The sequence below is a fragment of the Streptomyces sp. YPW6 genome (assembly GCF_018866325.1).
Lineage (GTDB): Bacteria > Actinomycetota > Actinomycetes > Streptomycetales > Streptomycetaceae > Streptomyces.
Map to the genome: position 1 here is coordinate 1865211 of NZ_CP076457.1, position 26021 is coordinate 1891231.

The following is a 26021-nucleotide window of genomic DNA, read 5'->3' on the forward strand; positions in this document are numbered from 1 at the left end:
GGCACTCACAGCGACGGAGCCTCCTCAAGCAGCGGGTGCCCCCACTTTTCCACGAAGGCGGCCTCGACGGCCGATCCGACCTGGTAGAGCCGGTCGTCCTTCATGGCGGGGGCGATGATCTGCAGTCCGACCGGCAGACCGTCCTCCGGGGCCAGGCCGCAGGGCAGCGACATGGCGGAGTTGCCGGCCAGGTTGGTGGGGATGGTGCACAGGTCCGCGAGGTACATCGCCATCGGGTCGTCGGCGCGCTCGCCGATCGGGAAGGCGGTGGTCGGGGTCGTCGGGGAGACGATCACGTCGACCTGCTCGAAAGCCTTCTCGAAGTCCTGGGTGATGAGGGTGCGGACCTTCTGGGCCGAGCCGTAGTACGCGTCGTAGTAGCCGGAGCTGAGCGCGTACGTGCCCAGGATGATGCGGCGCTTGACCTCGTCGCCGAAGCCCGCCTCGCGGGTCAGCGCGGTGACCTCCTCGGCCGACTTCGTACCGTCGTCGCCGACCCGCAGGCCGTAGCGCATGGCGTCGAAGCGGGCCAGGTTGGAGGAGCACTCCGACGGGGCGATCAGGTAGTACGCGGAGAGCGCCAGGTCGAAGGACGGGCAGTCCAGCTCGACGACCGTGGCGCCCAGCGACTTCAACAGCTCGACCGACTCGTCGAAGCGCTGGAGGACACCGGCCTGGTAGCCCTCGCCGCGGAACTGCTTGACCACGCCGACGCGCATGCCCTGGACGGATCCGTTGCGCGCGGCCTCGACGACCGGCGGGACGGGGGCGTCGATGGACGTGGAGTCCAGCGGGTCGTGCCCGGCGATGGCCTCGTGCAGCAGCGCCGCGTCCAGGACCGTACGGGCGCAGGGCCCGCCCTGGTCGAGGGAGGACGAGAAGGCGACCATGCCGTAGCGGGAGACGCCGCCGTAGGTGGGCTTGACGCCGACGGTGCCGGTCACGGCGGCGGGCTGGCGGATCGAGCCGCCGGTGTCCGTGCCGATGGCGAGCGGGGCCTCGTAGGAGGCGAGGGCGGCGGAGGAGCCGCCGCCGGAGCCGCCGGGGATGCGGGTGAGGTCCCAGGGGTTGCCGGTGGGGCCGTACGCGCTGTTCTCGGTGGAGGACCCCATGGCGAACTCGTCCATGTTGGTCTTGCCGAGGATGACGACGTCGGCGTCGCGCAGCTTCTGCGTCAGCGTGGCGTCGTACGGCGGGACCCAGCCCTCAAGGATCTTGGAGCCGACGGTGGTCGGCATGTCCTTGGTGGTGAAGATGTCCTTCAGCGCGAGCGGGACGCCGGCCAGCGGGCCGAGCTTCTCGCCCGCCGCGCGCTTGGCGTCCACGGCACGGGCCTGGGCGAGCGCGCCCTCGCGGTCGATGTGCAGGAAGGCGTGGACCTTCTCGTCGACGGCGTCGATCCGGGCGAGGTGCGCCTCGGTGACCTCGACGGCGGTCAGTTCGCCGGAGGCGATCTTCGCGGCGATCTCGGCCGCGGTGAGCTTGATGATGTCCGTCATGGCGGTCAGTCCTCCCCCAGGATCTGCGGCACCTTGAAACGCTGCTGCTCCTGGGCCGGGGCTCCGGAGAGCGCCTGCGCGGGGGTGAGCGACGGACGGACCTCGTCCGCGCGCATGACGTTGGTCAGCGGCAGCGGGTGGGAGGTCGGCGGTACGTCTTGGTCGGCGACCTCGGAGACGCGGGCGACCGCGCCGATGATGTCGTCGAGCTGACCGGCGAAGTGATCGAGCTCTTCGCCCTTCAGCTCCAGACGCGCCAGCCGGGCGAGGTGGGCGACCTCCTCGCGCGTGATGCCAGGCATGCAGCGATCCTCAGGGGTTGGTGTGTGGTTGTGGCCGGGGGCCGACGGCACCTTTCCACCGTCCGTCCGCGGGACGGGCCGCGCGGCGTCCGGTACGTGCGATCGCAAGGCGCCGGAGCGCCCTCGTGGTGGAGCCACGTGGGCGTTTCGGCAACGCGGCGAGCGTGCGTGCCAGGCGTCGCGCGGCAGGTGGAGATGTGCCACCGGCCCCCTAATCCTATGGGGTCTCCGGGGGACGGGTGCCCCGGCCCGATCGGGCTACGCATCCGCGGGCTCGACTCCCCGGCGTCCTCAGGGGGTGTCGGTCTCCGCCGCGCCGTTCACCGCACCGTTGAGCGAGCCGTTCATGGAGCCGGTCGCCGACGCGGTGGCCGAGCCCGCGGCGGCCGCGGCCTGGGCCCTCAGCTCCGCGGGCCGGCGCCAGCCGTGCTCGCCGCGCGCCCGCAGCCAGGCCGTGGTCTCCTGCGGCGGCATCGCGGCCGCCACCAGCCAGCCCTGCACCGCGTCGCACCGCAGATTCCGCAGCCGCTCCCAGGTCGTGTCGTCCTCGACGCCCTCCGCGACGACGACCAGACCGAGCGAGTGGGCCAGGTCGATGGTGCAGCGGACGATCTCCGCGTCCTCGTGGTCGACGGCGAGCCGGGCCACGAAGGAGCGGTCGATCTTCAGCTCGCTGACGGGGAGCCGGCGCAGGTGGACCAGCGACGAGTAGCCGGTGCCGAAGTCGTCGAGCGACATCTTGACGCCGTGCGCGGTGAGCCCGGCCAGGGTGTCGGCGGCGCGCTGCGGATCCTCCAGCAGCACATGCTCGGTGATCTCCAGTTGGAGCGCTCCCGCGGGCACGCCGTGGCGGGCGAGGCGGGCGGCGACGCCCCCCGCGAAGCCGGGGGTGTGGACGTCGCGCGGGGAGACGTTGACCGCGACGGGCACGCACAGGCCCTGCGCCCGCCAGCGGGCGACCTGGGCGAGCGCCGTTTCCAGGACGTACTCCGTGAGGTGCGGCATCAGGCCGGAGGACTCGGCGATGGCGATGAACTCGTCCGGGGGGACCCGGCCGCGCTCCGGGTGCACCCAGCGCACCAGCGCCTCCAGGCCGGCGACCTGCCCGTCGAAGCGGACCTTGGGCTGGTAGTGCAGCTCGACCTCGCCCGCGTCCAGCGCCCGGCGCAGATCGCCGAGGAGCCCGAGCCGGTCGGGGGTGTTGCTGTCCCGCTTGGACTCGTAGACCTCCACGCCCGTGCGGTCCCGCTTGGCCTGGTACATCGCGACGTCCGCCCGGCGCAGCAGGCCCTCGGCGTCCAGGGCGTGGTCGGGGTAGACGGCCACCCCGGCGCTGGCCTCCAGCACGAGGGTGAGCCCGTCGAGGTCGAGCGGCGAGGACAGCTCGGCGACGAGGTGGCGGGCGACCTGCTGGGCACTGGTGGTGGAGTCGGTGTGCGGGAGCAGGACGGCGAACTCGTCGCCGCCGAGCCGGGCCGCCTCCGCGCCGCGCGGCAGGGCGAGCCGCAGGCGCTCCGCTATCTGGAGCAGCAGCCGGTCCCCGGCCAGGTGGCCGAGGGTGTCGTTGACCGCGCGGAAGCGGTCCAGGTCGATGAGGACCAGCGCGGAGCGGGTGCCGATGGACTCCGCGTCCTCCAGCGCCGACCAGGTCCGCTCCAGCAGCCACTGGCGGTTGGGCAGCCCGGTCAGCGGGTCGCGCAGCTGCTCCTCGGCACGGGCGCGGGCGATCCACAGGGTGGAGTCCAGGGCGATGAGCGGCACCGCGAAGAGCGGCAGCAGGATGGGCATGGACATCGCCACGGCGCAGATCAGCGGGGCGAGCCCGAGGAGTGCGACGGCGACGAGCCCCTGCCGCAGCATCGCGGTCCGGGCGATGGTGGGCAGCCCGCCGTTGTGCGGGGCCTGGGCGTACCAGAGGAGGACCCGGGTGACGAGCAGATACGTCGACGCGGTCAGGAGCAGCTCCGGGACGGCCGCGATGCCCCAGTCGAGCGGCCGCCAGGGCTCCTCGACGGTGGGGGCCACGCCGAACGCGGCCAGCACGAGCGCCGCGGCGCCGATGCCGAGCATGTCGACCCCGCCGTGCAGCAGCCCCTGCCACCAGCGGTGCCGGCGGGCGGTCCCGACGAGCACCACGACGGCGAGGCTGACCAGGACGGCCGGCAGCCAGCCGTAGAGCAGGAGCACGGCGAGGGTGAGGGCGGCGCCGGAGCCGGTGCCGCCCCACCACCGGTCGCGGCCGAGGGCCACCAGATGGCCGACGATGATTCCGGTGAGCACGGCGAAGGACCAGCCGGCCACCCCGTCCGGGAAGAGCGCTTGGCCCTGCTGGACGGTCCGGTAGGACCCGACCGCCAGCAGTAACGCGGCGATCCCCACGACCACGGCGCCCACCGGGGGCGTGAGGCCGACGAAGCCTTGCAGCCGCGACACCGGGGCGGCACTCTCGGTCGGTTTCATTCCGTCCCTCTCACAGCCGGCGGTGCCGATGGCCCTCGGTGGCGCCCGCTTCCGTGTCGCCACGGCCCGGTCCAGGGGCCGTGCACGGCGGGCGCACCTCTCAACAGTAGGCCGCGAAAGGCTTCCAGGGGCAGCGCTCTACAGCTCTTGCCCGAATGCGAACCGACGACCCGTCACCATCTGCTATTGGCCCGAACGAGTGGTCCGGCAGGGCCATTCGGGGAACGAGCACCCCTTCTTCACCCCTCTGCCCCATTTCTTTCCCCGCACGGGCCGCGCCACGCCGGGACTGCGTCTCGAAGGCGTCTCGATCCGGGGAACGGGAGGCGAACGGCGCCCCCGGAGGCGGTTACTCCCCGTCTACGCCGCGCTGTCGTCCGGGGCCGCCCCGGGCTCCGCTTCCGGAACGGACAGGGCGGCTTCCCGGGCGCGTTCGGGTCCGTCGTCGAGCAGGATCGCGAATCCGTCCTCGTCCAGCACGGGCACCTTCAGCTGCATCGCCTTGTCGTACTTGGAGCCGGGGTTGTCACCGACGACCACGAACGCGGTCTTCTTGGACACCGATCCCGTGACCTTGGCGCCGAGCGCCTGGAGCGCTTCCTTGGCGCCGTCGCGGGTGTGGCCCGCGAGGGTGCCGGTGACGACGACGGTGAGTCCTTCGAGGGGGCGGGGGCCCTCGTCCTCGCCGGAGCCCTCGTCGGCCATCCGGACCCCGGCCTCGCGCCACTTGCGCAGGATCTCGCGGTGCCAGTCCTCGGCGAACCACTGCTTGACCGAGGCGGCGATGGTCGGCCCGACGCCGTCGGCGGCCGCCAGCTCCTCCTCGGTCGCCTCGTCGATCCTGTCGACGGAGCGGAACTGCCGGGCCAGCTCCTGGGCGGCGACCGGGCCGACATGACGGATCGAGAGCCCGGTGAGGACCCGGGCGAGGGGTGCCTCCTTGGCGGCGGCGATGCCCTCCAGCATGGCCACCGCGTTCTTCTTGGGCTCGCCCTGCTGGTTGGCGAAGACGGTCGCGATCTTCTCCTCGCCGGTCTTCGGGTCGCGCTTGGGCAGCCCGCTGTCCTGGTCCAGGACGTACGCCCGGATCGGCAGCAGCTGCTCGATGGTGAGCGAGAACAGATCGCTCTCGTCCCTGAGGACGGGCTCGGCGGGCTCCAGCGGCCGGGTCAGGGCGGCGGCTGCCACATAGCCGAAGTGGTCAATGTCCAGGCTCTTGCGCCCGGCGAGGTAGAAGACGCGCTCACGCAACTGGGCGGGGCAGGTGCGGGCGTTGGGGCAGCGGAGGTCGATGTCGCCCTCCTTCATCGGGCGCAGCTCCGTCCCGCACTCGGGGCAGTGCGACGGCATCTCGAAGGCCTTCTCGGTGCCGTCGCGCAGATCGACGACCGGGCCGAGGATCTCCGGGATGACGTCGCCCGCCTTGCGCAGAACGACGGTGTCCCCGATGAGGACGCCCTTGGCCTTGACCACGTTCTGGTTGTGGAGGGTGGCGAACTCGACCTCGGAACCGGCCACTTCGACCGGCTCGACCTGGGCGTACGGGGTGACGCGGCCGGTGCGGCCGACGCCGACGCGGATGTTGACCAGCTTGGTGTTGACCTCTTCGGGAGCGTACTTCCAGGCGATGGCCCAGCGCGGGGCGCGCGAGGTGGAGCCCAGGCGGCCCTGGAGCGGGATCTCGTCGAGCTTGACGACGACACCGTCGATCTCGTGCTCCACGGAGTGCCGGTGCTCACCGAAATACGCGATGAACTCCCGTACGCCGGCGAGGGAGTCGACGACCTTGTTGTGCTTGGCGGTGGGCAGGCCCCAGGAGTGGAGGAGGTCGTAGGCCTGGGAGAGGCGGTCGATGCTCAGGCCCTCGTGGGCGCCGATGCCGTGGACGACCATGTGCAGCGGGCGGGTGGCGGTGACCCGGGGGTCCTTCTGGCGGAGCGATCCGGCCGCCGCGTTGCGCGGGTTGGCGAAGGGCTTGTCGTCGGCGGCGACCAGCCGGGCGTTCAGCTCCTCGAAGCCTTCCATGGGGAAGAAGACCTCGCCGCGGATCTCCACGAGCGCCGGGATGTCCTCGCCCTTCAGGCGGTGCGGGATCTCCGCGATCGTCCGGACGTTGGGGGTGATGTCCTCGCCGGTACGGCCGTCGCCGCGGGTGGCCGCGCGGGTGAGGCGGCCGTGCTCGTAGGTGAGGTTGACGGCGAGGCCGTCGACCTTCAGCTCGCACAGGAAGTGGTGGTCGGGGGTGCCGGTCTCCTTGGCGACGCGGTCGGCCCAGGCGGCCAGCTCCTCGTCGTCGAAGGCGTTGTCCAGGGAGAGCATCCGCTCGCGGTGCTCGACGGAGGTGAACTCCGTGACGTACGGCCCGGCGACCTTCTGGGTCGGGGAGTCCGGGGTGCGCAGCGCCGGGTGCTGCTCCTCCAGGACCTCCAGCGAGCGCATCAGCCGGTCGAACTCGGCGTCGCTGACGACCGGCTGGTCCTTCACGTAATACCGGAAGCGGTGCTCCTCGATCCGCTCGGCCACCAGCGCGTGCTCCTCCCGCACGTCCGCCGGGACCGAACTCGCCTGCTCCACCCGCTCTTCGCCCGCCATCGTCCCGTCCTCCTGTGTACCCGTCGTCCCCGTCACTCAGGGTTGTCCGCGAGCGACCTCGCCGCCCGGGCGCTGTGGGCGAGCGCGGTGCGGGCGTACGCGGGTGACGCACCCGCGAGGCCGCACGACGGGGTGATCGTGACGGACTCGGCGAGAGTCCCCGGATTCAGCCCCAGCCTGCGCCACAGCGTCCTGACTCCCATGACGCTACCGCCCGGGTCCGACAATGCCCCGGTTGCCGCGTCGGTGGAGGGCACCACGCCCAGGAACAGCTGGGTGCCGCCCTCGACGGCTTCCCCGATCGCCTCCTCCTCACGCTCCGTGAGCAACGAGAGGTCGAACGAGATGCCGTCGGCCCCGGCCCGGCGCAGCAGGGCGACGGGCACCCCGGGGGCGCAGGAGTGGACGAGTGTCGTCCCGTCTTCGCCCGCCGCCGCGAGGACGTCGCGCAGAGCGGACTCGACGACCTGGCGGTCGACGGCGCGGTAGGTGCGGTAGCCGCTGGCGGAGCGGACCCGGCCCTGGAGGACGGCGGTCAGGGAGGGTTCGTCGAGCTGGAGGACGACGTTCGCCCCGGGCATCCGGCGGCGGACCTCGGCGAGGTGGGCGCGGAGCCCCTCGGCCAGGGACCCGGCCAGGTCGCGGCAGGCGCCCGGGTCGGCCAGCATGGCTTCGCCGCCGCGCAGTTCGAGGGCGGCGGCGAGCGTCCAGGGCCCGACGGCCTGCACCTTGAGCAGCCCCTCGTACCCCTGGGTGAACTCCTCCAGGGCGTCCAGGTCCTCGCCCAGCCAGGAACGGGCCCTGCGGGTGTCGCGGCCGGGCCGGTCGCTGATCCGCCAGCCGCTCGGCTCCACGTGCCCGTACATCTCGACGAGCAGGCCGACGCTCCGTCCGATCATGTCGGCACCCGGCCCGCGCGCGGGCAGTTCGGCCAGGTGCGGCATGCCCTGGCCGTCGGCGAAGGAACCGGTGACGGTCTTCGCCGCCTCCCTCGCGTCTCCCCCGGGCATCGACCCGATGCCGGTCGCCGGACACCCGCTGAACTTGCTCTTCTCGCTCACCCGGGAAGCCTACGGTCCCCGGCCCGCTCCGCGCGTACGCGGGGCGTCGGCCCCGTTCAGCAGGATCCCGGACAGCGGCTCCGTCCGCCCCGCGGGCACGCGGGGCGTCGGGCAGGGCGGGCGGCGCGGGCCCGCCGACGGCGGCCTCCCCCCGTGTGTGCGGTGGGTCAGCGCCCGGGGCGGACCGTGAGGTCGTTGACCTCGGCGTCGCGCGGCAGGTCGATCGCCATCAGGATCGTGGTGGCCACCGACTCGGGGTCGATCCAGCGCTCCGCGTCGTACTCCTTGCCCTCCTGCTGGTGCACCTTGGCCTGCATGGGGCTGGCGGTGCGGCCCGGGTAGACGGAGGTGACGCGCACCCCGTTGCCGTGCTCCTCGTGGCGCAGCGAGTCGGCGAGCGCCTTGAGGCCGTGCTTGCTCGCGGCGTACGCGCTCCACCCGGCGTGGGCGTTGAGTCCGGCGCCGGAGTTCACGAAGAGGACGTGGCCCTGGGCGACGCGGAGCTGCGGGAGGAGGAGGCGGGTGATCTCGGCGGGGGCGATCAGGTTGGCGTCGATCTGGAAGTGCCAGGCCTTGGGGGTGAGCTCCCCGACCTCGCCGAGCTCGACGACGCCCGCGATGTGCAGCAGGGTGTCGATCCGCTCGGGCACGGCCTGCTGGCCGAACGCCCAGGACAGCCGGTCGGGGTTGCCGAGGTCGCCGACGAGCGTGCGCGCGCCCGGGTGGCGCTCGGCGAGCTCCTTGGCGCGGCCGGCGTCACGGGCGAGCAGGACGAGGTCGTCGCCGCGCTCCTGGAGGCGGCGGGCGACGGCGGCGCCGATGCCGGAACCGGCGCCGGTGATGAGGTGGGTAGCCATGGGCCGATCCTAGATCCGCCTCGTTCACCGGAGTCCGGCGGTCTCCTGTGGGTGGGCGAGCGCGGGCCCCGGATCCGGGCCGCTCACTGAAGTCCGGCGGTCTCCTCCAGGTAGGCGAGCGCGCCGACGCCGTCCTTGGCGAAGAAGACGAGGTCGGTCAGGGGCAGCGGCAGGAATCCCTCGTCCTCCATGCGCTGGAACTGCTCGCGCAGCCCGTCGTAGAAGCCGGCCGTGTTGAGCAGGACGACGGGCTTGGCGTGCCGGCCGTGCTTCTTCAGCTCCAGGATCTCGGTGGCCTCGTCGAGCGTCCCCGTGCCACCGACCATGATCACCACGGCGTCGGCCTTCTCCAGAAGCAGCGCCTTGCGTTCGGCGAGATCGCGGGCGATGACCATCTCGTCGGCGTTCGGCCGGGCGCTCGCGGCGAGGAAGGCGACCGACACCCCGACGAGCCGGCCTCCCGCCGCCTGCACGCCGTCCGCCACGACCTTCATCAGCCCCTTGTCCGATCCGCCCCAGACGAGGGTGTGCCCGCCTCGCCCGAGCAGCTCGGCGAACTCGTGGGCGGGCACGGTGTAGCGGTCGTCGAGGTCGGCGGCGGAGAGGAAGACGCAGATGTTCATGGGCCCACCGTACGACCCGCCTCGGACACTCCCCCGTTCCGGGGAAGATGCGGCGTACGGGGAAGAAGACGGCCCCGTACACCGCTGAACCAGACATGACTGCCACCCGAGGACACCGCATCACCGTCGAGCAGGGCACCGAGCACGTGCGGGCCGTGCACGACGGAGAGGTGCTGGCCGAGAGCCGCCGCCCGCTCGTGCTGCGCGAGACCGGCTGTCCGGTCCGCTACTACCTGCCGCCCGAGGACGTCCGCACCGACCTGCTCGCCCCGTCGGACACCTCCACCCACTGCCCGTTCAAGGGCGACGCCTCCTACTGGTCGCGGCCCGGAGCCGCCGACCTCGTCTGGGCCTACCCGGACCCGAAGCCCGAAGTCGCCGCGATCAAGGACCACTTCTGCTTCTACGCCACGGAGACGGTGGCCGGCTGACCCACGATGCGCTCCGCCCGGAAGATTCTTCCGGGCGGAGCGATGAGTTTTCCGGACCGCCCGGGTCTCCTCTCCCATGGACAGGATTCTCTCCGCCGACGGCACGCCGATCGCCTACCGCCGCCAGGGCGAGGGGCCGCCGCTGGTGCTGGTCGGCGGGGCGCTGAGCGTGGCGGCGACCGACGCCGCGCTGGCCGCTCTGCTCGCGCCGCGCTTCACGGTGGTCACCTACGACCGGCGGGGCCGGGGCGCCAGCGGTGACACCGGGCGCTGTGCCGTGGCGCGGGAGGCCGAGGACCTGGCCGCCGTCGTCGGCGCGGCCGGGGCGGGCACGTCGGTCTTCGGGATGTCCTCCGGCGGGGCGCTGGCCCTGGAGGCGGCCGCCGCCGGTCTGCCGGTGGAGCTGCTCGCCGCGTACGAGCCGCCCTACACGCCGGGAACGTCCGGTCTGCGGTTCAAGGCCCGCTGCACGGCCCGGCTGCGGCGGCTGCTGGCGGCCGGGGACCGGGGCGGGGCGGTGGCGCTGTTCCTGTCCATGACGGGGGTCGCCGAGGAGACGGCCGCCCGGATGCGGCGGGCCCCGGTGTGGGCGGAACTGGAGGCGATTGCGCACACGCTGGCGTACGACGACGCGCTGCTGGGCGACGGGGCGATCCCCGCCGAGCGGTTCTCGGGCGTCGCCGCCCGGACGCTGGTGATCTGCGGCGGCTTCAGCAGCGCGCCGGTACGGGCGGCGACCCGGAGCCTGGCGGAGGCCCTGCCGCGCGGCCGGCACCGCACCCTGACGGGCCAGATGCGCGAAGTGGCGCCCCAGGTGCTCGCGCCGGTGCTGACGGAGTTCTTCGCCCGGGAGATGTACGTGTACGGGCAGGCGTCCTAGAGCAGCCGCCCGGGACATGCGGGCCTGCCGGCAGGCTTCCCGGAGCAGCCCCCTGGAACACGTACGCGTACCGGCAGGCTTCCGGGACAGCCGCCCGGAACACGTGCGCGTACCGGCAGGCTTCCGGGACGGACGCCCGGAGCCCGGACCATGCGCGCGTACGTACCAGCAGGGCGCGTGCGCCTGTCGGCAGGCGTCGTGGGGCAGGTCGGCGCGGATGCACGTGCCGGGAGGCGTTCCGGGGCAGGCCGCGCGGTCTCAGCCGCCCGCCGCCACCCGTTCGCGGCGGACCGTGGTCGCGATGGTGGCCGAGCCGACCACGCGGGTGCCGTCGTAGAGGACGACCGCCTGGCCGGGGGCCACGCCCCGGACCGGCTCGGTGAAGGTGACGTGCAGCTCGGAGCCGTCGACGAGTTCGGCGGTGACCTCGCTCTCGCCGCCGTGGGCGCGGAGCTGAGCGGTGTACGCACCCGGGCCGGACGGGGGCGTTCCGCACCAGCGGGGCTTGATCGCGGTGAGGGAGGTGACGTCCAGGGCCTCGACGGGGCCGACGGTGACGGTGTTGTTCACCGGGGAGATGTCGAGGACGTAGCGCGGCTTGCCGTCGGGGGCGGGGTGGCCGATCTTCAGGCCCTTGCGCTGGCCGATGGTGAAGCCGAACGCGCCCTCGTGGGTGCCCAGCTTCGTACCGGACTCGTCGAGGATGTCGCCCTCGGCCGGTCCGCCGAGGCGGTCGGCCAGGAAGCCCTGGGTGTCGCCGTCGGCGATGAAGCAGATGTCGTGGCTGTCGGGCTTCTTGGCGACGGCCAGGCCCCGGCGCTCGGCCTCGGCGCGGATCTCGTCCTTGGTGGTGAGGGTGTCGCCGAGCGGGAACATCGCGTGGGCGAGCTGCTTCTCGTCCAGGACGCCGAGCACATAGCTCTGGTCCTTCGCCATGTCGGAGGCGCGGTGCAGCTCACGGCTGCCGTCCTCGGTCAGCACGACCGTGGCGTAGTGGCCGGTGCAGACGGCGTCGAAGCCGAGGGCGAGGGCCTTGTCGAGCAGCGCGGCGAACTTGATCTTCTCGTTGCAGCGCAGGCAGGGGTTGGGGGTGCGCCCGGCCTCGTACTCTGCGACGAAGTCCTCCACCACGTCCTCGCGGAAGCGTTCCGCCAGGTCCCAGACGTAGAACGGGATACCGATGACGTCGGCCGCGCGGCGGGCGTCCCGTGAGTCCTCGATGGTGCAACAGCCGCGTGCCCCGGTCCGGAAGGACTGGGGGTTCGCGGACAGGGCGAGGTGGACACCGGTCACGTCGTGGCCCGCCTCGACGGCGCGGGCGGCGGCGACGGCGGAGTCCACTCCGCCCGACATCGCGGCGAGGACGCGCAGGGGGCGCTGGGAAGTCTGAGTCATAGCCCCTCCAGGGTACGGGTCGCCGGGAACCGAACGCTCGCGGATAAGCGTTGACGGTCACATGGGGAAGAACGGGAGCGCCGGGGCTGCGCGAAAGCCTTCGGGAGAGCCTTCGCGGAAGAAGCCGGCGGACGGGGTCAGCCGCCGCGCCCTGCTGATCGGCGGGGGCGTGGTGGCGGCGGCCGGCACCGCCGCCGTGCTCGCGCGCGACGAGGTGAAGCGCCTGTGGTGGCAGGTCCCCGGCATCGAGAAGCCCCGCAAGCCGGGCGAGCTGGACTACGCGGGCGCGACCTGGGTGGCCGCGTCGGAGGCGAACTGGCGGCGCGCGGACCGGCCCGACGACTTCCCCATCGACCGGGTGATCATCCACGTCACCCAGGGCAGTTTCGCGAGCGCGGTGAAGGTGTTCCAGGACCCCGCCCACCGGGCCGCGACGCACTACATCGTGGGGCAGGACGGGCGGGTGGTGCAGATGATCCGCGAGCTGGACGTGGCGTACCAGGCGGGCAACCGGTCGTTCAACGAGCGGGCGGTCGGCATCGAGCACGAGGGGTTCGTGGACCGGCCGCAGGACCTGACGAAGGAGATGTACACGTCGTCGGCGCGGCTCACGGCGTCGATCTGTGCACGCCACGGCATACCCGTCGACCGGGAGCACATCATCGGGCATGTGGAGGTGCCGGGCACCGACCACACCGATCCGGGGCCGCACTGGGACTGGGACCGGTATCTGGAGCTGGTGCGGCGGGCCGCGGCGGCTCCGCCGAGCCCCACGCCCACGGCTACGGCTACGGCTTCGTCGTCGGCGAAGGCGTAGCGCGGCCCCCATCGGCGAAGGCGCAGCGCCGCCCGCCCGGCGGAGGCCACCGCCGGGCGGGCCGGGCCGTGCGGGACGGGCGGCGCTTCCGTGCGGGCCGGGGCCGTGCCATGCGGACCGGGCAGCCCGGTCCCGCGTCGGCGAAGGCGTAGCGCCCGCCGGGTGAGGGTCCCCACGGGGTGACGGTCCCCGCCGGGCTGGGGTCCCCGTCAGCTGAGCCCGGCCGTCCTCGCCCGCTCGACCGCCGGGCCGATCGCCTCGGCGAGCGCCTTCACATCGTCCTCGGTCGAGGTGTGGCCGAGCGAGAAGCGCAGGGTGCCCCGGGCCAGGTCCGGGTCGGTGCCGGTGGCGAGCAGGACGTGGCTGGGCTGGGCGATCCCGGCGGTGCAGGCGGAGCCGGTGGAGCAGGCGATGCCCTGCGCGTCCAGCAGCAGGAGGAGGGAGTCGCCCTCGCAGCCGGGGAAGCTGAAGTGGGCGTTGGCGGGCAGGCGTCCGGCCGGGTCCGGGTCGCCGCCGAGCACGGCGTCCGGCACCGCCAGGCGCACCGCGGTCACCAGCTCGTCGCGCAGGGAGCCCACGCGCCGGGCGAACTCCTCGCGCCGCTCCGCCGCCAGGGCTCCGGCGACCGCGAACGAGGCGACGGCGGGCACGTCCAGGGTGCCGGAGCGGACGTGCCGCTCCTGGCCGCCGCCGTGCAGGACGGGTACGGGGGTGTGGTCGCGCCCCAGCAGCAGCGCGCCGATGCCGAACGGGCCGCCGATCTTGTGTCCGCTGACCGTCATCGCGGCCAGCCCGGAACGGGCGAAGTCGACTTCCAGCTGACCGAAGGCCTGGACCGCGTCGGCATGCATGGGGATCCCGAACTCCGCCGCCACCGAAGCCAGTTCACGTACCGGCATGATCGTGCCGATCTCGTTGTTGGCCCACATCACGGTGATCATCGCGATGTCGTCGGGGTTCCGGAGGATCGCCTCGCGCAGGTCTTCGGGGTGGACCCGGCCCTGGCGGTCGACGGGGAGGTAGTCGACGTCCGCGCCCTCGTGTTCGGCGAGCCAGTCGACGGCGTCGAGGACGGCGTGGTGCTCGACGGGGCCGGCGAGGACCCGGGTGCGGCGGGGGTCGGCGTCGCGGCGGGACCAGTAGAGGCCCTTGACGGCGAGGTTGTCGGCCTCCGTGCCGCCGGAGGTGAACACCACCTCGCTGGGGCGGGCGCCGAGGGCGTCGGCGAGGGCTTCTCTGGACTCCTCGACGGTGCGGCGGGCCCGGCGTCCGGCGGCGTGCAGCGAGGACGCGTTGCCGGTGACGGAGAGCTGGGCGGTCATCGCCCCGATCGCTTCGGGAAGCATCGGGGTGGTCGCGGCGTGGTCGAGGTAAGCCATGGTGGGGCCGATTCTACGAGCCCGGGGCGGGGCTCACGCGGGGCCCGTCGCGGCGGGGACCCCGAGCACACCCGTGCGAGGTGCGGCGGACCGGCTCACCGACCGGTCCGAGGCCCCGGTCCGGAGCCCGATCCGGAACGGGGAGAGCGGCCCGCGGGGCCGCTGCGGGGCGCGCGTCAGCCGCCCAGGCTCCAGGCGACGTTGCCGTTGGCGGTGACGAGGACGCCGAGCACGACGAGGTCGGCGACGCCCAGGGCGAGGCCGAGGAAGGCGCGTCCCCGGCGGCGGGTGTGACGGACGAGAGCGAGCAGCGCCATCACGATCGCCGTGGGCCCGAGCACGATGTTGAAGACCAGCAGCCCGACGAGGCCGAGGACGAACGAGGCGACGGCGAGACCGTCCGCCTCGCGGCCGAGAGCCCGGCGCGGAGCGGCGTCGGGGGCCTTCTCCGGTGCTGCGTGCCGGTCGACGGCCTCCTCGTCGGGGGCGGCGTCCGGGCAGCGGGTGCGGTCGAGGAGAGCGAGGGTCATGGTGCGAGCTCCTTCGGATCGGTACGGGAAACGGCAGGCTCGACGGGTGCGGGTGCGGGTGTGGTGGGCCGGCAAGGCTCGACGGGTGCGGGCGCGTCGAGTCGGCAGGCTCGGCGGGTCAGTGGGTTCGGCGCGACGTGCGCTCGCGTACGGCGAAGATCAGCAGCCAGCAGCCGATCACGGCAGCGGCGGCCAGGGTCAGCGGCAGCGGGATGTGGGCGACCGCCCCGAGGAGAATCCCCAGCAGGAGCAGCGCGGCGACGAGGACGAGCACGGCGGAACCTCTCTGTGCGACGACGAAAGCCGTTCGGAGTACGAGTGTTCACTGACTTGAAAGTCTAAACCTCGCACCCCTTCCCCCGAGTCGGAGAACGGTTGTTTACTGAATGGCATGAGTCACACGTCCGTCGGCGTTCGCCAGACCCAGAAGCTCAGGACCCGCCAGGCCCTCCTGGACGCAGCGCTCGCCCTCCTGGAGCACCAGAGTCTGAGCAGCCTGGGACTGCGGGAGGTCACCCGGGCCGCCGGAGTGACCCCGACGGCCTTCTACCGGCACTTCGAGGACACGGCCGCGCTGGGCGTCGCCCTGGTCGAGGAGACGCTGGGCAGCCTCCACGGGCTGATCGCGGCGGTGCTGGCGGAGACGGGCGACAGCGAGGAGCGGCTGGACCGCAGCGTGGCGGTGATAGCGCGTCATGTCGGCGCGCAGCCCGCCCACTTCCGCTTCATCGCGCGTGAGCAGCACGGCGGGGTCGGGCCGGTGCGCGCGGCGATCGCGGCCCAGCTGCGGCAGTTCGCCGAGGAGGTGGCGTGCGCGCTCGGCCAGGAGCCGGGGTCCACCGGCTGGAGCGAGGAGGACCTGCTGATGCTCGGCGGCCTCTACGTGGACCACATGGTGATCACCACGTCGACCCTGCTGGAGGCCGGCCCGGAGGGCGAGGCGGAGGTCGTCCGGGTGGCCCGGCGACGCCTGCGGCTGGTCACCATCGGCCGGGCGCACTGGCTGGACGAGGGGTGACGGCACGCACGGGTTCGGCGGTGCGGAGCAGTACGCGTACGCGGCCTGAAGCGGAGCAGTACGCGTACGCGGTCTGAAGCGGAGCGGTACGCGTACGCGGTCTGATGGGGCGCAGCACGCCGAGGAACCACCGCCCCGGGTGCGCCGGGTCGCCGTCGGCCCGGGAACACGGAGGCGCCGCCGCCCCGGGTGCGGCTACGTGGTGCGCGGGGCCTTGGCGAGCTGGCGGGACTGGGCGACGAGACGGTCGGCGCTGTCCCAGACCTCGGCGTCCTCCTCCAGGAAGCCGCCCGCGAGGTTGCGGGTGGTGATGGCGACGCGCAGCGGGCCCGGGGCGGGGCGGCAGCGGATGTGGGTGGTCAGCTCGACGGTGGGGGTCCAGCCGGTGAGGCCCAGCTCGAACGAGGTCGGCGGCAGGGCGTCCACGGTGAGCAGCAGCGACAGCGCGTCCGGGGCGCGGCCGTCGGCCAGGCCGAACCAGCCGCGCATCTCACCCTTGCCGGACGGGGCGCCGACCGCCCAGCCGACGGTGGCCGGGTCGAGCTTGATGTCGAGGCGCTCGGTGATGGCGGAGCTGCCGGGGATCCGGGGTGCGCCGTCGCTCGGGCCGAGGCAGTGGTCCCGGTCGGGCATGGCGGGCGGCAGGGCCGTGGTGCGGACGTCGTCGGGCAGCGTGTCCAGGTCGCCGTAGGTGGCCAGAACCCGGATGCGCTCGATCTCGCTGCCGTCCTCCGCGTACTGGAAGAGGGAGGCCTGCCCCGTGGAGAGGGTGCGGCCGGTCCGGACGGTCTGGGTGCGGATCACCGCGGGGCCGGGCACGGAGGCGGTGAGGTAGTGCGCCGAGACGGAGAACGGGTCGGGGTGCGGCAGGGCTTCGCCCAGCGCCCGGCCGAGCAGGGCCAGCAGATAGCCGCCGTTGACGGCGTGGATGATCGTCCAGCCCGCGGAGAGCTCGGCGTCGTAGACGCCCTCCTCGCGCAGGGTGACCGCCGTGTCCCGGTCGAACTCGCTGTCACCGATGGTCGCCGGTGCGGTCCGCGCCGCTCCGCTCACTGCCTCAGTCGCTGCCTGTGCCATGGCATGCACGGTACATCCACCACCCTACCGAGCGGTAGCTTTTTGTGAGCCCCGTTACCTGCCCGAACACACTCGCGCGGATACCCGGCTGAACCCGCCCTGCGTCGTCACCCGCCCGGAACACCGGCTACGTCGCCGCGGGCCCTTCCTCCGCCCGGGCCGACGACCGGTTGTAGGCGCGGGGCGCCCGCCAGTGGAAACGCAGTGCCAGCAGCCGCAGGACGAACGCGGCGATCACCGCCAACCCGCTGGTCAGCGCGTTCAGGGTGTCGAAGCGGATGCACAGGACCACCATGGTCGCGCCGACGATCGCGGGCACCGCGTACAGGTCGCGGTCCCAGCGCAGCAGCGAGGGGACCTCGTTGGCGAGGACGTCGCGGAGCACACCGCCACCGACCGCCGTGGCCAGGCCGAGCGCGGCGGACGCGGTGAGCCCGAGGCCGTACTCGTACGCCTTGACGGTGCCGGTCACGCAGAACAGACCGAGCCCCGCCGCGTCGAAGACGTTGACGCCGACCTGGATGCGCTCCACGTGCGGGTGGAGGAAGAAGACCAGGCAGGCGGCGAACAGCGGGGTGATGAAGTAGCCGAGGTCGGTGAAGGCGGCGGGCGGGATCGCGCCGATCATGACGTCACGGAACAGCCCTCCGCCCAGCGCTGTCACCTCCGCGAGAACCGCGATGCCGAAGACATCGAAGTTCTTGCGGACGGCGAGCAGGGCGCCCGAGATCGCGAAGACGAAGATCCCGACGAGGTCGAGCGCGTGCTGGACGGAGGGCGTGAACAGTTCGGTGAGCACCGGGCAATTGTGCCGGTCCCGGACGCTCCCTAGGCCTTGGGGCTCTCCCCCGCCTTCCGCGTGGCGTCCGCGGCCTTCTCCCCGGCGTCCGCAGCCTCTTCGGTGGCAGCCTCCGCGTCGTTCTCCGCGGCCGTGTCGCCCTCAGCGGTCGTGTCGTCCGCCCCGGTCGCGTTCTTCTCCGCGGGCTCCTGGCCGGAGGCCGTCGCTGCCTTCCGGGCGTCCGCGCCGGCCTGGGCCGGTACGGTCGCGGGCTCCTCGCCGGGGGCGTCCACCGCCGGGACCCCGGTCTCGGGCTCGCCCTCCGAGACCTCCACCGCGTCGGCCGCCACCGTCTCGGTCCCCATGACCGCGTCGACCCCGGTGGCCAGGGTCTGCTTCACCGTGCCGGCCTCGATCTCGGCGGTGAAGTGGCAGGCCACCTTGTGCCCGTCGCCGGTGTCCAGGAGCGGCGGGCGCTCCGTGGCGCACTTGGTCTCCTGCACCCACGGGCAGCGGGTGTGGAAGCGGCAGCCGGCCGGCGGGTTCGCCGGGGAGGGCAGGTCACCGTGGAGGAGGATCCGCTCACGGCGGTCCTCGACCTCGGGGTCGGGCACCGGGACGGCCGACATCAGCGCCTTGGTGTACGGGTGCCGGGGCCCCGCGTACAGCGCGTCGCTCGGGGCCTCCTCCACGAGGCCGCCGAGGTACATCACCCCGATGACGTCCGAGATGTGCCGGACGACCGCGAGGTCGTGGGCGATCACCAGGTAGGTCAGGCCGAGGGACTCCTGGAGCTCCTCCAGCAGGTTGATGACCTGCGCCTGGACCGAGACGTCGAGCGCGGAGACCGGCTCGTCGCAGATGATCACGTCCGGCTCCAGGACCAGGGCACGGGCGATGCCGATGCGCTGGCGCTGGCCGCCGGAGAACTCGTGCGGGTAGCGGGAGAGCGCGTTGGACGGCAGGCCGACCTTGGCCAGGATGTCCTTGATCTTCTCCCGGCGCTCCGCCTGGTCCTTGCCGATGCCGTGGGCGGCCATGCCCTCGGACAGGATCGACTCGATGTTCTGCCGGGGGTTGAGGCTGCCCAGCGGGTCCTGGAAGACCATCTGGAGACGGCGGCGGAAGGCCCGCATCTCCTCGCCCGGCAGCTTCGCCAGGTCGGTGCCGTCGAAGACGACCCCGCCGTCGGTGATGTCGTTCAGCCGCAGGACCGCCCGGCCGAGCGTCGTCTTGCCGCAGCCCGACTCGCCGACCAGGCCGTACGTCTGACCGGCCTCGATGGACAGCGAGACGCCGTCGACCGCGTAGACGTGACCCACCGTACGGTCGAAGAAGAGCCCCTTCTTGACCGGGAAGTGGACTTTGACGTCGTCCAGTTCGAGAAGGCTCATGCCGGGACCTCCGCCGTGGGCAGGACCGGGTTGACGCAGCGCACCTGGTGTCCGGCCGCGCGTGGTTCGGTCAGTTCGGGGGTGCCGGTGAGGCACTCCATCGTGTAGTGGTCGCACCGCGGTGCGAACGCGCAGCCGTCGGCCCAGGCGATCTTGTCGTTGATGGAGCCGCGGATCGGGTTGAGCGGCTCGCCGCGCGGTGCGTCCAGACGCGGGATGGAGCCGAGCAGCCCGTGCGCGTACGGGTGGGTGGGGTGGGCGAACAGCTCGCGGCGGTCCGCCGATTCCACCGCCCGTCCGGCGTACAGCACGTTGACCTCGTCGCAGAGGCCGGCGACGACGCCGAGGTCGTGCGTGATCATCAGGAGGGCGGTGCCCTCCTGGTCGACCAGTTCCTTCAGGAGCTCCAGGATCTGCGCCTGGATGGTCACATCGAGTGCCGTCGTCGGCTCGTCGGCGATCAGCAGCCGGGGGGCGCAGGCGACCGCCATGGCGATCAGCGCCCGCTGGCGCATACCGCCGGAGAGCTGGTGCGGGTACTCCTTGAGCCGCCGGGTCGGGTCGGGGATGCCCACCCGGTCGAGCAGGGATGCCGCTTCCTTGCGGGCCTTCTCGCCCTTCAGGCCGCGGTGGCGCTGGAGGATCTCGGTGACCTGGATGCCGATCGGGACGACCGGGTTCAGCGAGGACAGCGGGTCCTGGAAGATCATCGCGAGCTGGCTGCCGCGCATGTCGCGGAGGGTGCGCTCGTTCATGGTCAGCAGGTTCTGGCCGTCGAAGTCGGCGCGGCCGCCGATCCGCACGCCCTTGCGGGGCAGCAGCCCCATCAGGGCGAGCGAGGTGACGGACTTGCCGCAGCCCGACTCGCCGACCAAGCCCACGACCTGGCCCTGGTCGACGGCGAAGGAGACGCCGTCGACGGCCGTGGCGTCCTTGCGGCCACGGGCGGTGAAGGTGACGCTGAGTTCCTCAACGGAGAGCAGTGACATGGGACTTCAGCCTCGCAACTTCGGGTCGAGGGCTTCGCGCATGGCCTCGCCGAGCAGGGTGAAGCCGAGGGCGGTGATGATGATCCCGATGGCCGGGTAGGCGGCCATCATCGGCTCGTTGTCGAAGAAGCGCTGCGCCTGGGAGAGCATCACGCCCCACTCGGGAACGGCCGGGTCGGGGTTGCCGAGCCCCAGGTAGGACAGGGCCGCGGCCTCGATGATCGCGGTGGCCAGGCTCAGGGTGGCCTGGACGATCACCGGGCTCAGCGAGTTCGGCAGGATCTGCGTGAGCACGATCCGCTTGCGCCGGATGCCGACCGCCTTCGCGGCGAGCACGTAGTCCGCACCGCCCTGCACCAGCATCGAACCCCGCAGCAGGCGGGCGAAGATGGGGATCTGGACGACACCCACGGCGATCATCACGGTGGTCAGCGACTGGCCGAGCACGGCGGCGATGGAGACCGCGAGCAGCAGCGAGGGCAGCGACAGCATGATGTCGGTGAAGCGCATGACCACGGTGTCGACGCGCTGCCCTGCCTTGCCGCCGAGGGTGGCGGCGGCTCCGGAGAGCACACCCACGAGCGCGCCGATGATCAGGCCGATGAGCATGGAGACCACACCGACGAGCAGCGTCTGCCGGGCGCCGACGAGCCAGCGGGAGAACATGTCCCGGCCCAGGTGGTCCAGGCCGAACCAGTTCTCGCCGCGCATGCCGACGAACTTGCCCTGGTTGGGGAAGACTTCGCTGCGCCAGATCTGCGCGGTCGCTCCGTGCGGGGCCAGCATCGGCCCGACGACCGCGACGACGACGAACACGGCGATGATGGCCGCGCCGATGAGCGCCATCTTGCTGGAGCGCATACGCCGGAACGCCTCGCGCCACAGGCTGCTGCCGGTGACGCTCTCGGTGCTCTGGGTCAGCTCGGCAAGACGGTCGATCTTGTCTGCTTTGTTGGTCAGGATCGTCACGTCAGTGCACCCGCACTCTCGGGTCGATGATGCTGTACGCGAGGTCGACCAGCAGGTTGATCAGCACGTACACCATCGCGATGAAGAGAATGAACCCGACGAGCACCGGGTAGTCGCGGCCGTCGATCGCGGTGCGGATGAAGGAGCCGATGCCGCCGAAGTCGAAGACGGACTCCGTGAGAACCGCGCCGGAGAGCAGGCTGCCGGTGAGCAGGCCGACCGCGGTGATCACGGGCAGCAGCGCGTTGCGCAGCACGTGCCGGCCGCGCACGGTGCCCTTGTCGAGGCCCTTGGACTCGGCGGTACGGATGTAGTCCTCGCCGAGCACCTCCAGCACGCTGGCCCGGGTCATCCGGACGATCACGGCGAGCGGGATCGAGGAGAGGGCGACCGCGGGCAGGATCAAGTGCCTGATCGCGTCCCAGCTGGCGTCGAACTCGCCGGTCAGCACCCCGTCCAGCACCGCGAATCCGGTGACGTCGGTCGCGTTGATCCCGGTGGTGAGGCGGCCCTGGCTCGGGAACCAGCCCAGCTCCACGGAGAAGATCCCGCGCAGCAGCATGGCCAGGAAGAAGACGGGGATGCAGATGCCGAGCAGCGACCCGGAGACCGAGGCGACGTCCAGCCAGCCGCCGCGGCGCTTGGCCGCCAGGTAGCCCATCGGGATGCCGACGGCCACGGCGATCAGGATCGCGGTGACGCTGAGCTCCACGGTGGCCGGGAAGCGCAGGGCGAACTCGTCCCACACCGGCTGGCCGGTCTGGGTGGAGGTCCCGAGGTCGAGTTCGAAGATGCGCTTGAGGAAGCGCCAGTACTGGACGTGCACCGGCTCGTCGAGCCCGAGTGCGCGGTTGATTCTCGCCACTTCGGCTTCGGTGGCCCGCTCGCCCAGGATCGCTGAGGCGGGTCCGCCGGGCAGTCGGTTCAGCCAGAGGAACAGCAGGACCGACAGGCCGAGCAGGGTGGGAATGAGCTGGAGAAGTCTTCTTACGACGAGTCGCAGCACCCCGCATGCCCCTTTCTCACGTGCGTCGATGCGGGTCCGCCCGGCCACCTGGTTGCTGTGGCCGGGCGGACCCGCTGGTGTGCGATTACTTGAAGGAGACCTCGGCGAAGTTCTCCTGCGTCAGCGGGGAGACCTTCGGCGGGTTGACGTTCTTGGCGAACGCGATGGCCGGGGGCGACGAGGAGATCGGCACGCCCGGGACGTACTCCATGATGACCTCGTTGGCCTTCTTGTACGCGTCCGTGCGGCCGGCCGGGTCCGTGACCTCGGAGGCGGCGTTCACCGCGTCGAAGACCTTCTGGTCCTTGAAGCCCCACTGCTTGTCCGGTCCGGCGAACCAGGTGCCGATGAAGTTGTAGCCGTCGTTGAAGTCACCGGTCCAGCCGAGCATGTGCAGGGCGCAGGAGCCCGCCTCGGTGGCGTCCAGGTAGTCCGGGGCCCACTTCATGGCCTTCGGCTTGACGGTGATACCGGCCTTCTCCAGGTCGGCCTTCATCAGCTCGAACATGTCCTGCGGGGCGGGCATGTACGGGCGGGTGACCTCGGTCGGGTAGCAGAACTCGACGCTGAGCTTCTCCTCCCCGGCCTGCTTGAGGAGGTCCTTCGCCTTGGCGGTGTCGAACGGGTAGGTCTTCACCTGGTCCGAGAAGCCGGCGACCGTGTCGGGCATGAACTGGGTCGCGACCTTGCCGCCCTCGGGCAGCTGGGTGTTGACGATGTTCTCGCGGTCGATGGCGTGCGTGATCGCCTGCCGGACCTCGGGCTTCTTCAGCGCCGGGTTCGCCGACTGGCTCATGCCGACGTAGAAGATGTTGAAGACGTCACGGGTCGGGACCTCGTAACCCTCCTTCTCCAGCGTCGTCACGTCGGCCGGCGCGACCAGGTCGTAGCCGTCGATGTCACCCGCCTGGAGCGCCTGGCGGCGGGTCTCCTCGGTGGAGATGGTGCGGAAGACCAGGTTCTTCACCTTGGCCTTCTCACCCCAGTAGTCGTCGAAGCGCTCCAGGGAGACTTCCTTGTTCCCCTTGTTCCACTTGACGATCTTGTACGGGCCGGTACCGGCGACCGTGCCGGCCTCCTGGCTGTACTTGGGGTACGTGATCGCGTCGCCCTTGGCGGACGCGTCCTGCTTCTCGTACTCCTTGATGGCCTTCGGCGAGTGGATCGCGAGGGCCTGGAGGGAGAATCCGCCCGGCAGGTTCGCCGAGGGCTCGTTCACCTCGATGACGGCCGTGTTCTCGTCCTTGGCGGTGCAGGACTTGTAGTTGGGCTTGGGCGCCTCGGCGTCCTCGTTCTTCGCGAACCCGCCCATGATGGTCTGCCAGTAGTAGGAGACCGCGCTGGACTGGTACGTGCCCTTCCAGTTGAACCAGTGGTCGTAGTTCGCGCAGACCGCGGCGGCGTTGAACGCCTCGCCGTCGTGGAACGTGACGTTCTGGCGGAGGTTGAACGTCCAGACCTTGCCGGCCTCGTCGCTCGACCACGTCTCGGCGAGACCGCCGACGAGCTTGCTGCCGCCGGGCTCGTGCTCCAGCAGCGCCTCGAAGGCCTGACGGGTGACGCGGAACGTCTCGCCGTCGCTCGCGAGGGCCGGGTCGAGGGAACCGGGGTCACCGGCTCCGGCGAAGACGAAGGTGTCCTTGTCGCCACCCTTGGCGTCTCCCCCGTCCCGATCGCTGGAACAGCCCGTGGCGATCAGACCGACAGCGACCGCTGTCGTGATCGCCCGGACAGCCCGGGACTTGAATATTCGCATGGGTCCACCCCTGGTTCGCCATGTGGTGAGGTTTGATGGCCGCACACTACAGACGGTGCCCACCGCAAGAGAACAGTCCGGATAGCGGTGAGACCTAGTCGAGACCCGGACAGTTAACAAACCGCCCAGTTCCGGGACATCCTCCCGCGGGAAGTTAACAAGCCGGACATCAAGGGGTGTTCGACGGAGGGTGACCGGGGCGGTGGCCTCCCGCGCGGGCGGTCACCCGGCATGCGGCACCGAGGGACCGGCGCCCGTGGAGGGACCTTCGGGTCAGCGGGGAAGCGGCGGGTAGCCGTAGCCGGGGGCGGCGGCGGGCGGGGGGCCCGCGGCGGCATGGGCCTCGCGGTCGTAGAACGGGCGGGTGTTGGCGCGCAGCCACATGCCGACCGGGTCGTACTCGTCGGACAGCGCGACGGTGGAGACCGGCAGCCCGTCGGGGACCGCGCCGACCGACTGCCGCATCATCTCGCGCACCGATTCGACGGCGACGCGGCCGGTGTCGTAGAGGTCGAGGCCGATCGCGAGGTACGGGACGCCGACCGCGGGGTGCACCCAGGCGCGGCGCAGGGAGCGGATGGCGGGGGTGCGGTGGGCGTTCTGGGTGAGCAGGGCGTAGAACTGCGGGAGTTCGATGGCGGGTTCGCTCAGCCGGAGCGGTCCGGCGGGCAGCCGGTCCAGGCCGGTCGCGATACGGCGCAGATCGAGCCAGGGGATGCCGACGCCGCCGCCGGGGGCGTGCGGATTGAGCCAGATGCCCCAGCGGTCGGGGAACAGGGCGCGGGCGATGTCGCGTCCGGTGACCAGCTCGTGGGCCCGGTTCCAACCACTGGCGGAGAGCTCCTGGGCGGAGGTGACGCAGGGGGCGTACCCCAGGCCGTCGACCTCCATGTTTCCGTACTGGGCGTCCGGCGAGCCGGCCGTGCCGTGCCAGAGCAGCATCCAGATCCGGCCCTCGGCGACGGCGGAGAGCAGTTCCTCGTAGGCGTCGTAACGCCCGGGGGTCACCTGGTGGAGCAGCTGCTCCACCTTTCCGGCCGCCGCGGTGCCTGACGCACTCACCCTGGGTTCCGCCCCTCGTCGATCCGTCGCATTCACGCCATCGCTCCCGGGCACACGGGAGCGACCACGCCATCAAACCAGCTTATGCGCCACTTCAGACACCGACTTGACGCCACGGTCCGGCGGCGCCCGACCCCGGGGCCCTCACGGGCCCCTCGCGCCGCCGTGTCACCGTCCTCGGCGGCCCTCGCGGCGATGCCACGCCCCCTGGGCCGGCTCGGCGCCGCTGCCCTCACCGCCCTTCAGGGCTGCCACTGCGGTGCACCACGGCCCGCAGAGACAGCGACGCCGCCGCACCACAGCCGTCAGAGACCGCCACGCCGCCGCACCACGGCCCTCGCAGACCGCCACGCCGCCGCACCGCGGCCCTCAGTGGCCTTCGCGGCGGTAGAACGGGCGCACCTTCTCCCGCATCCAGTCGCCGACGAGGTCCTGGGCCACGTCGAGCAGGACCAGATTCACCGGCCAGGGCACCTGGACCCGGCCGAGCGCCCGGCCGATGGCGTCCATGGAGGCGCTCTGCCCCGCCGGGTCCCCGGTGGCGAACTCGACGCCGACGAAGAGGACCGGGTCATCGCCCTCGATGCTGGCCAGCGTCCGGCGGGCGCAGCTCACCACTCCGGTGGCCTCGAACTCCTCGGACACGGCGGTGAGGAATTCGACCGGGTCGTGCTGCCAGTCCGGCTCGAACAGCCGGACCCGGCCGCCGGTGGCGGGCCCGTCCAGGGCGGTGCGGCCCGCCCGGCAGAGCTCGGCGACGGCGGGGGGCGGCAGCGGTATGCCGACCGCGCCGCCCGGGTTCACCGCGATGCCGACCTGCGGGGGCAGGCCGCGGGCGAAGTCGCGGGCGGGCGCGACGGTGAAGGACATGTGGCTGCCGACGCAGCTGAGGAACTGGGCCTCCGAGCTGAAGACGGGGACGAAGGCCGCGCCGTCGATCTCCATCATCGGCAGGTCGAGGTCCGCGCTGGCGGGCGTGCCGCCGTTCGGCAGGGGTACCCAGACGGAGCTGCGGCCGAGCACCTCGACGAGGCGGCCGCCCGCGTCCGGGACGCCGAGCGAGGCCGCCAGCACCTCTTCGAGCTCGTTGGCGGGCCACCCCTGCTGGGGGTGGGCCGGTGCGGGTGCCGGAATGTCCACTGGCTC

24 protein-coding genes are annotated in these 26021 nt (G+C 72.1%); 4 read left to right on the forward strand and 20 right to left on the reverse strand.

Features of this window, described 5'->3' with window-relative positions; translation table 11 throughout:
* Window positions 1-5 precede the first annotated feature (5 nt).
* The 7 genes from gatA to KME66_RS08115 form a co-directional block, all read right to left on the reverse strand.
* Complete coding sequence (gene gatA / locus KME66_RS08085; RefSeq protein WP_073214136.1) at window positions 6-1499, reverse strand: Asp-tRNA(Asn)/Glu-tRNA(Gln) amidotransferase subunit GatA; 1494 nt, start codon at window positions 1497-1499, stop codon at window positions 6-8.
* Between the two features lie 5 nt (window positions 1500-1504).
* Entirely contained in the window at window positions 1505-1801 is a 297-nt protein-coding gene (gatC, locus tag KME66_RS08090; RefSeq protein ID WP_003966094.1) for an Asp-tRNA(Asn)/Glu-tRNA(Gln) amidotransferase subunit GatC, read from the reverse strand.
* Between the two features lie 291 nt (window positions 1802-2092).
* Window positions 2093-4261, reverse strand: coding sequence for a bifunctional diguanylate cyclase/phosphodiesterase (locus KME66_RS08095; RefSeq protein ID WP_216320542.1), 2169 nt, complete (start codon window positions 4259-4261; stop codon window positions 2093-2095).
* A 360-nt stretch (window positions 4262-4621) separates the two neighbouring features.
* The gene (ligA, locus tag KME66_RS08100) at window positions 4622-6853 is read right to left on the reverse strand and encodes an NAD-dependent DNA ligase LigA (RefSeq protein ID WP_216320545.1); all 2232 of its coding nucleotides are present in this window, start codon (window positions 6851-6853) and stop codon (window positions 4622-4624) included.
* Between the two features lie 32 nt (window positions 6854-6885).
* On the reverse strand, window positions 6886-7914 hold the full coding sequence (locus KME66_RS08105; protein ID WP_216320547.1) for a methionine synthase: 1029 nt from the start codon (window positions 7912-7914) through the stop codon (window positions 6886-6888).
* A gap of 167 nt (window positions 7915-8081) precedes the next feature.
* Window positions 8082-8771 carry an SDR family oxidoreductase gene (locus KME66_RS08110; RefSeq protein ID WP_073214147.1) on the reverse strand — a complete coding sequence of 230 codons (690 nt, stop codon included), beginning with the start codon at window positions 8769-8771 and terminating at the stop codon, window positions 8082-8084.
* An 83-nt stretch (window positions 8772-8854) separates the two neighbouring features.
* Window positions 8855-9394 (reverse strand): TIGR00730 family Rossman fold protein, encoded by a 540-nt coding sequence (locus KME66_RS08115; RefSeq protein WP_216320550.1) that lies wholly within the window; start codon window positions 9392-9394, stop codon window positions 8855-8857.
* A gap of 95 nt (window positions 9395-9489) precedes the next feature.
* On the opposite strand from KME66_RS08115, the gene KME66_RS08120 reads away from it, so the two are divergent.
* Window positions 9490-9825: a DUF427 domain-containing protein gene (locus KME66_RS08120; RefSeq protein ID WP_216320552.1), complete on the forward strand. Its 336-nt coding sequence runs from the start codon at window positions 9490-9492 to the stop codon at window positions 9823-9825.
* A 76-nt stretch (window positions 9826-9901) separates the two neighbouring features.
* Window positions 9902-10705, forward strand: a complete 804-nt coding sequence (locus KME66_RS08125) for an alpha/beta hydrolase (RefSeq protein ID WP_216320555.1) — start codon at window positions 9902-9904, stop codon at window positions 10703-10705.
* 258 nt (window positions 10706-10963) lie between these two features.
* Here the strand turns inward: KME66_RS08125 and mnmA are convergent, their stop codons facing one another.
* Window positions 10964-12100 carry a tRNA 2-thiouridine(34) synthase MnmA gene (gene mnmA / locus KME66_RS08130; protein ID WP_216320556.1) on the reverse strand — a complete coding sequence of 379 codons (1137 nt, stop codon included), beginning with the start codon at window positions 12098-12100 and terminating at the stop codon, window positions 10964-10966.
* 61 nt (window positions 12101-12161) lie between these two features.
* On the opposite strand from mnmA, the gene KME66_RS08135 reads away from it, so the two are divergent.
* Entirely contained in the window at window positions 12162-12917 is a 756-nt protein-coding gene (locus KME66_RS08135; RefSeq protein WP_216320559.1) for an N-acetylmuramoyl-L-alanine amidase, read from the forward strand.
* 209 nt (window positions 12918-13126) lie between these two features.
* On the opposite strand, the gene KME66_RS08140 is transcribed toward KME66_RS08135, so the two are convergent.
* The 3 genes from KME66_RS08140 to KME66_RS08150 form a co-directional block, all read right to left on the reverse strand.
* A complete protein-coding gene (locus KME66_RS08140; protein WP_216320562.1) occupies window positions 13127-14296 on the reverse strand; it encodes a cysteine desulfurase family protein in 1170 nt (389 codons plus the stop codon).
* 176 nt (window positions 14297-14472) lie between these two features.
* Window positions 14473-14826: a DUF4190 domain-containing protein gene (locus KME66_RS08145; RefSeq protein ID WP_216320564.1), complete on the reverse strand. Its 354-nt coding sequence runs from the start codon at window positions 14824-14826 to the stop codon at window positions 14473-14475.
* Window positions 14827-14944: 118 nt separating this feature from the next.
* Window positions 14945-15100: a hypothetical protein gene (locus KME66_RS08150; protein ID WP_010059989.1), complete on the reverse strand. Its 156-nt coding sequence runs from the start codon at window positions 15098-15100 to the stop codon at window positions 14945-14947.
* A gap of 117 nt (window positions 15101-15217) precedes the next feature.
* On the opposite strand from KME66_RS08150, the gene KME66_RS08155 reads away from it, so the two are divergent.
* Window positions 15218-15844, forward strand: a complete 627-nt coding sequence (locus tag KME66_RS08155; RefSeq protein WP_216320567.1) for a TetR family transcriptional regulator — start codon at window positions 15218-15220, stop codon at window positions 15842-15844.
* 195 nt (window positions 15845-16039) lie between these two features.
* On the opposite strand, the gene KME66_RS08160 is transcribed toward KME66_RS08155, so the two are convergent.
* The 9 genes from KME66_RS08160 to KME66_RS08200 form a co-directional block, all read right to left on the reverse strand.
* Window positions 16040-16921 (reverse strand): thioesterase family protein, encoded by an 882-nt coding sequence (locus tag KME66_RS08160; RefSeq protein WP_178378887.1) that lies wholly within the window; start codon window positions 16919-16921, stop codon window positions 16040-16042.
* A 127-nt stretch (window positions 16922-17048) separates the two neighbouring features.
* On the reverse strand, window positions 17049-17720 hold the full coding sequence (locus KME66_RS08165) for a trimeric intracellular cation channel family protein (RefSeq protein WP_073214173.1): 672 nt from the start codon (window positions 17718-17720) through the stop codon (window positions 17049-17051).
* 29 nt (window positions 17721-17749) lie between these two features.
* A complete protein-coding gene (locus KME66_RS08170; RefSeq protein ID WP_216320570.1) occupies window positions 17750-19093 on the reverse strand; it encodes an ABC transporter ATP-binding protein in 1344 nt (447 codons plus the stop codon).
* A complete protein-coding gene (locus tag KME66_RS08175) occupies window positions 19090-20082 on the reverse strand; it encodes an ABC transporter ATP-binding protein (protein WP_073214180.1) in 993 nt (330 codons plus the stop codon). Before KME66_RS08175 ends, KME66_RS08170 begins: the two co-directional genes overlap by 4 nt.
* Before the next feature lie 6 nt (window positions 20083-20088).
* The gene (locus KME66_RS08180) at window positions 20089-21051 is read right to left on the reverse strand and encodes an ABC transporter permease (RefSeq protein ID WP_073214183.1); all 963 of its coding nucleotides are present in this window, start codon (window positions 21049-21051) and stop codon (window positions 20089-20091) included.
* 1 nt (window position 21052) lies between these two features.
* Entirely contained in the window at window positions 21053-22057 is a 1005-nt protein-coding gene (locus KME66_RS08185; RefSeq protein ID WP_073214186.1) for an ABC transporter permease, read from the reverse strand.
* Window positions 22058-22142: 85 nt separating this feature from the next.
* Window positions 22143-23813: an ABC transporter substrate-binding protein gene (locus KME66_RS08190; RefSeq protein ID WP_073214190.1), complete on the reverse strand. Its 1671-nt coding sequence runs from the start codon at window positions 23811-23813 to the stop codon at window positions 22143-22145.
* Between the two features lie 273 nt (window positions 23814-24086).
* The gene (locus KME66_RS08195) at window positions 24087-24875 is read right to left on the reverse strand and encodes an enhanced serine sensitivity protein SseB C-terminal domain-containing protein (RefSeq protein ID WP_073214193.1); all 789 of its coding nucleotides are present in this window, start codon (window positions 24873-24875) and stop codon (window positions 24087-24089) included.
* A 369-nt stretch (window positions 24876-25244) separates the two neighbouring features.
* Window positions 25245-26015: an enhanced serine sensitivity protein SseB gene (locus KME66_RS08200; RefSeq protein ID WP_216320573.1), complete on the reverse strand. Its 771-nt coding sequence runs from the start codon at window positions 26013-26015 to the stop codon at window positions 25245-25247.
* Window positions 26016-26021 lie beyond the last annotated feature (6 nt).

Bases quoted from the DNA above. Each gene is read 5' to 3' on its own strand.
- KME66_RS08175 (WP_073214180.1), bottom strand. From the start codon at position 20,082: ATGTCACTGCTCTCCGTTGAGGAACTCAGCGTCACCTTCACCGCCCGT.
- KME66_RS08140 (WP_216320562.1), bottom strand. From the start codon at position 14,296: ATGGCTTACCTCGACCACGCCGCGACCACCCCGATGCTTCCCGAAGCG.
- KME66_RS08125 (WP_216320555.1), top strand. From the start codon at position 9,902: ATGGACAGGATTCTCTCCGCCGACGGCACGCCGATCGCCTACCGCCGC.
- KME66_RS08170 (WP_216320570.1), bottom strand. From the start codon at position 19,093: ATGAGCCTTCTCGAACTGGACGACGTCAAAGTCCACTTCCCGGTCAAG.
- gatA (WP_073214136.1), bottom strand. From the start codon at position 1,499: ATGACGGACATCATCAAGCTCACCGCGGCCGAGATCGCCGCGAAGATC.
- KME66_RS08160 (WP_178378887.1), bottom strand. From the start codon at position 16,921: ATGGCACAGGCAGCGACTGAGGCAGTGAGCGGAGCGGCGCGGACCGCA.
- ligA (WP_216320545.1), bottom strand. From the start codon at position 6,853: ATGGCGGGCGAAGAGCGGGTGGAGCAGGCGAGTTCGGTCCCGGCGGAC.
- KME66_RS08190 (WP_073214190.1), bottom strand. From the start codon at position 23,813: ATGCGAATATTCAAGTCCCGGGCTGTCCGGGCGATCACGACAGCGGTC.
- mnmA (WP_216320556.1), bottom strand. From the start codon at position 12,100: ATGACTCAGACTTCCCAGCGCCCCCTGCGCGTCCTCGCCGCGATGTCG.
- KME66_RS08145 (WP_216320564.1), bottom strand. From the start codon at position 14,826: ATGACCCTCGCTCTCCTCGACCGCACCCGCTGCCCGGACGCCGCCCCC.
- KME66_RS08155 (WP_216320567.1), top strand. From the start codon at position 15,218: ATGAGTCACACGTCCGTCGGCGTTCGCCAGACCCAGAAGCTCAGGACC.
- gatC (WP_003966094.1), bottom strand. From the start codon at position 1,801: ATGCCTGGCATCACGCGCGAGGAGGTCGCCCACCTCGCCCGGCTGGCG.
- KME66_RS08135 (WP_216320559.1), top strand. From the start codon at position 12,162: ATGGGGAAGAACGGGAGCGCCGGGGCTGCGCGAAAGCCTTCGGGAGAG.
- KME66_RS08115 (WP_216320550.1), bottom strand. From the start codon at position 9,394: ATGAACATCTGCGTCTTCCTCTCCGCCGCCGACCTCGACGACCGCTAC.
- KME66_RS08110 (WP_073214147.1), bottom strand. From the start codon at position 8,771: ATGGCTACCCACCTCATCACCGGCGCCGGTTCCGGCATCGGCGCCGCC.
- KME66_RS08120 (WP_216320552.1), top strand. From the start codon at position 9,490: ATGACTGCCACCCGAGGACACCGCATCACCGTCGAGCAGGGCACCGAG.
- KME66_RS08095 (WP_216320542.1), bottom strand. From the start codon at position 4,261: ATGAAACCGACCGAGAGTGCCGCCCCGGTGTCGCGGCTGCAAGGCTTC.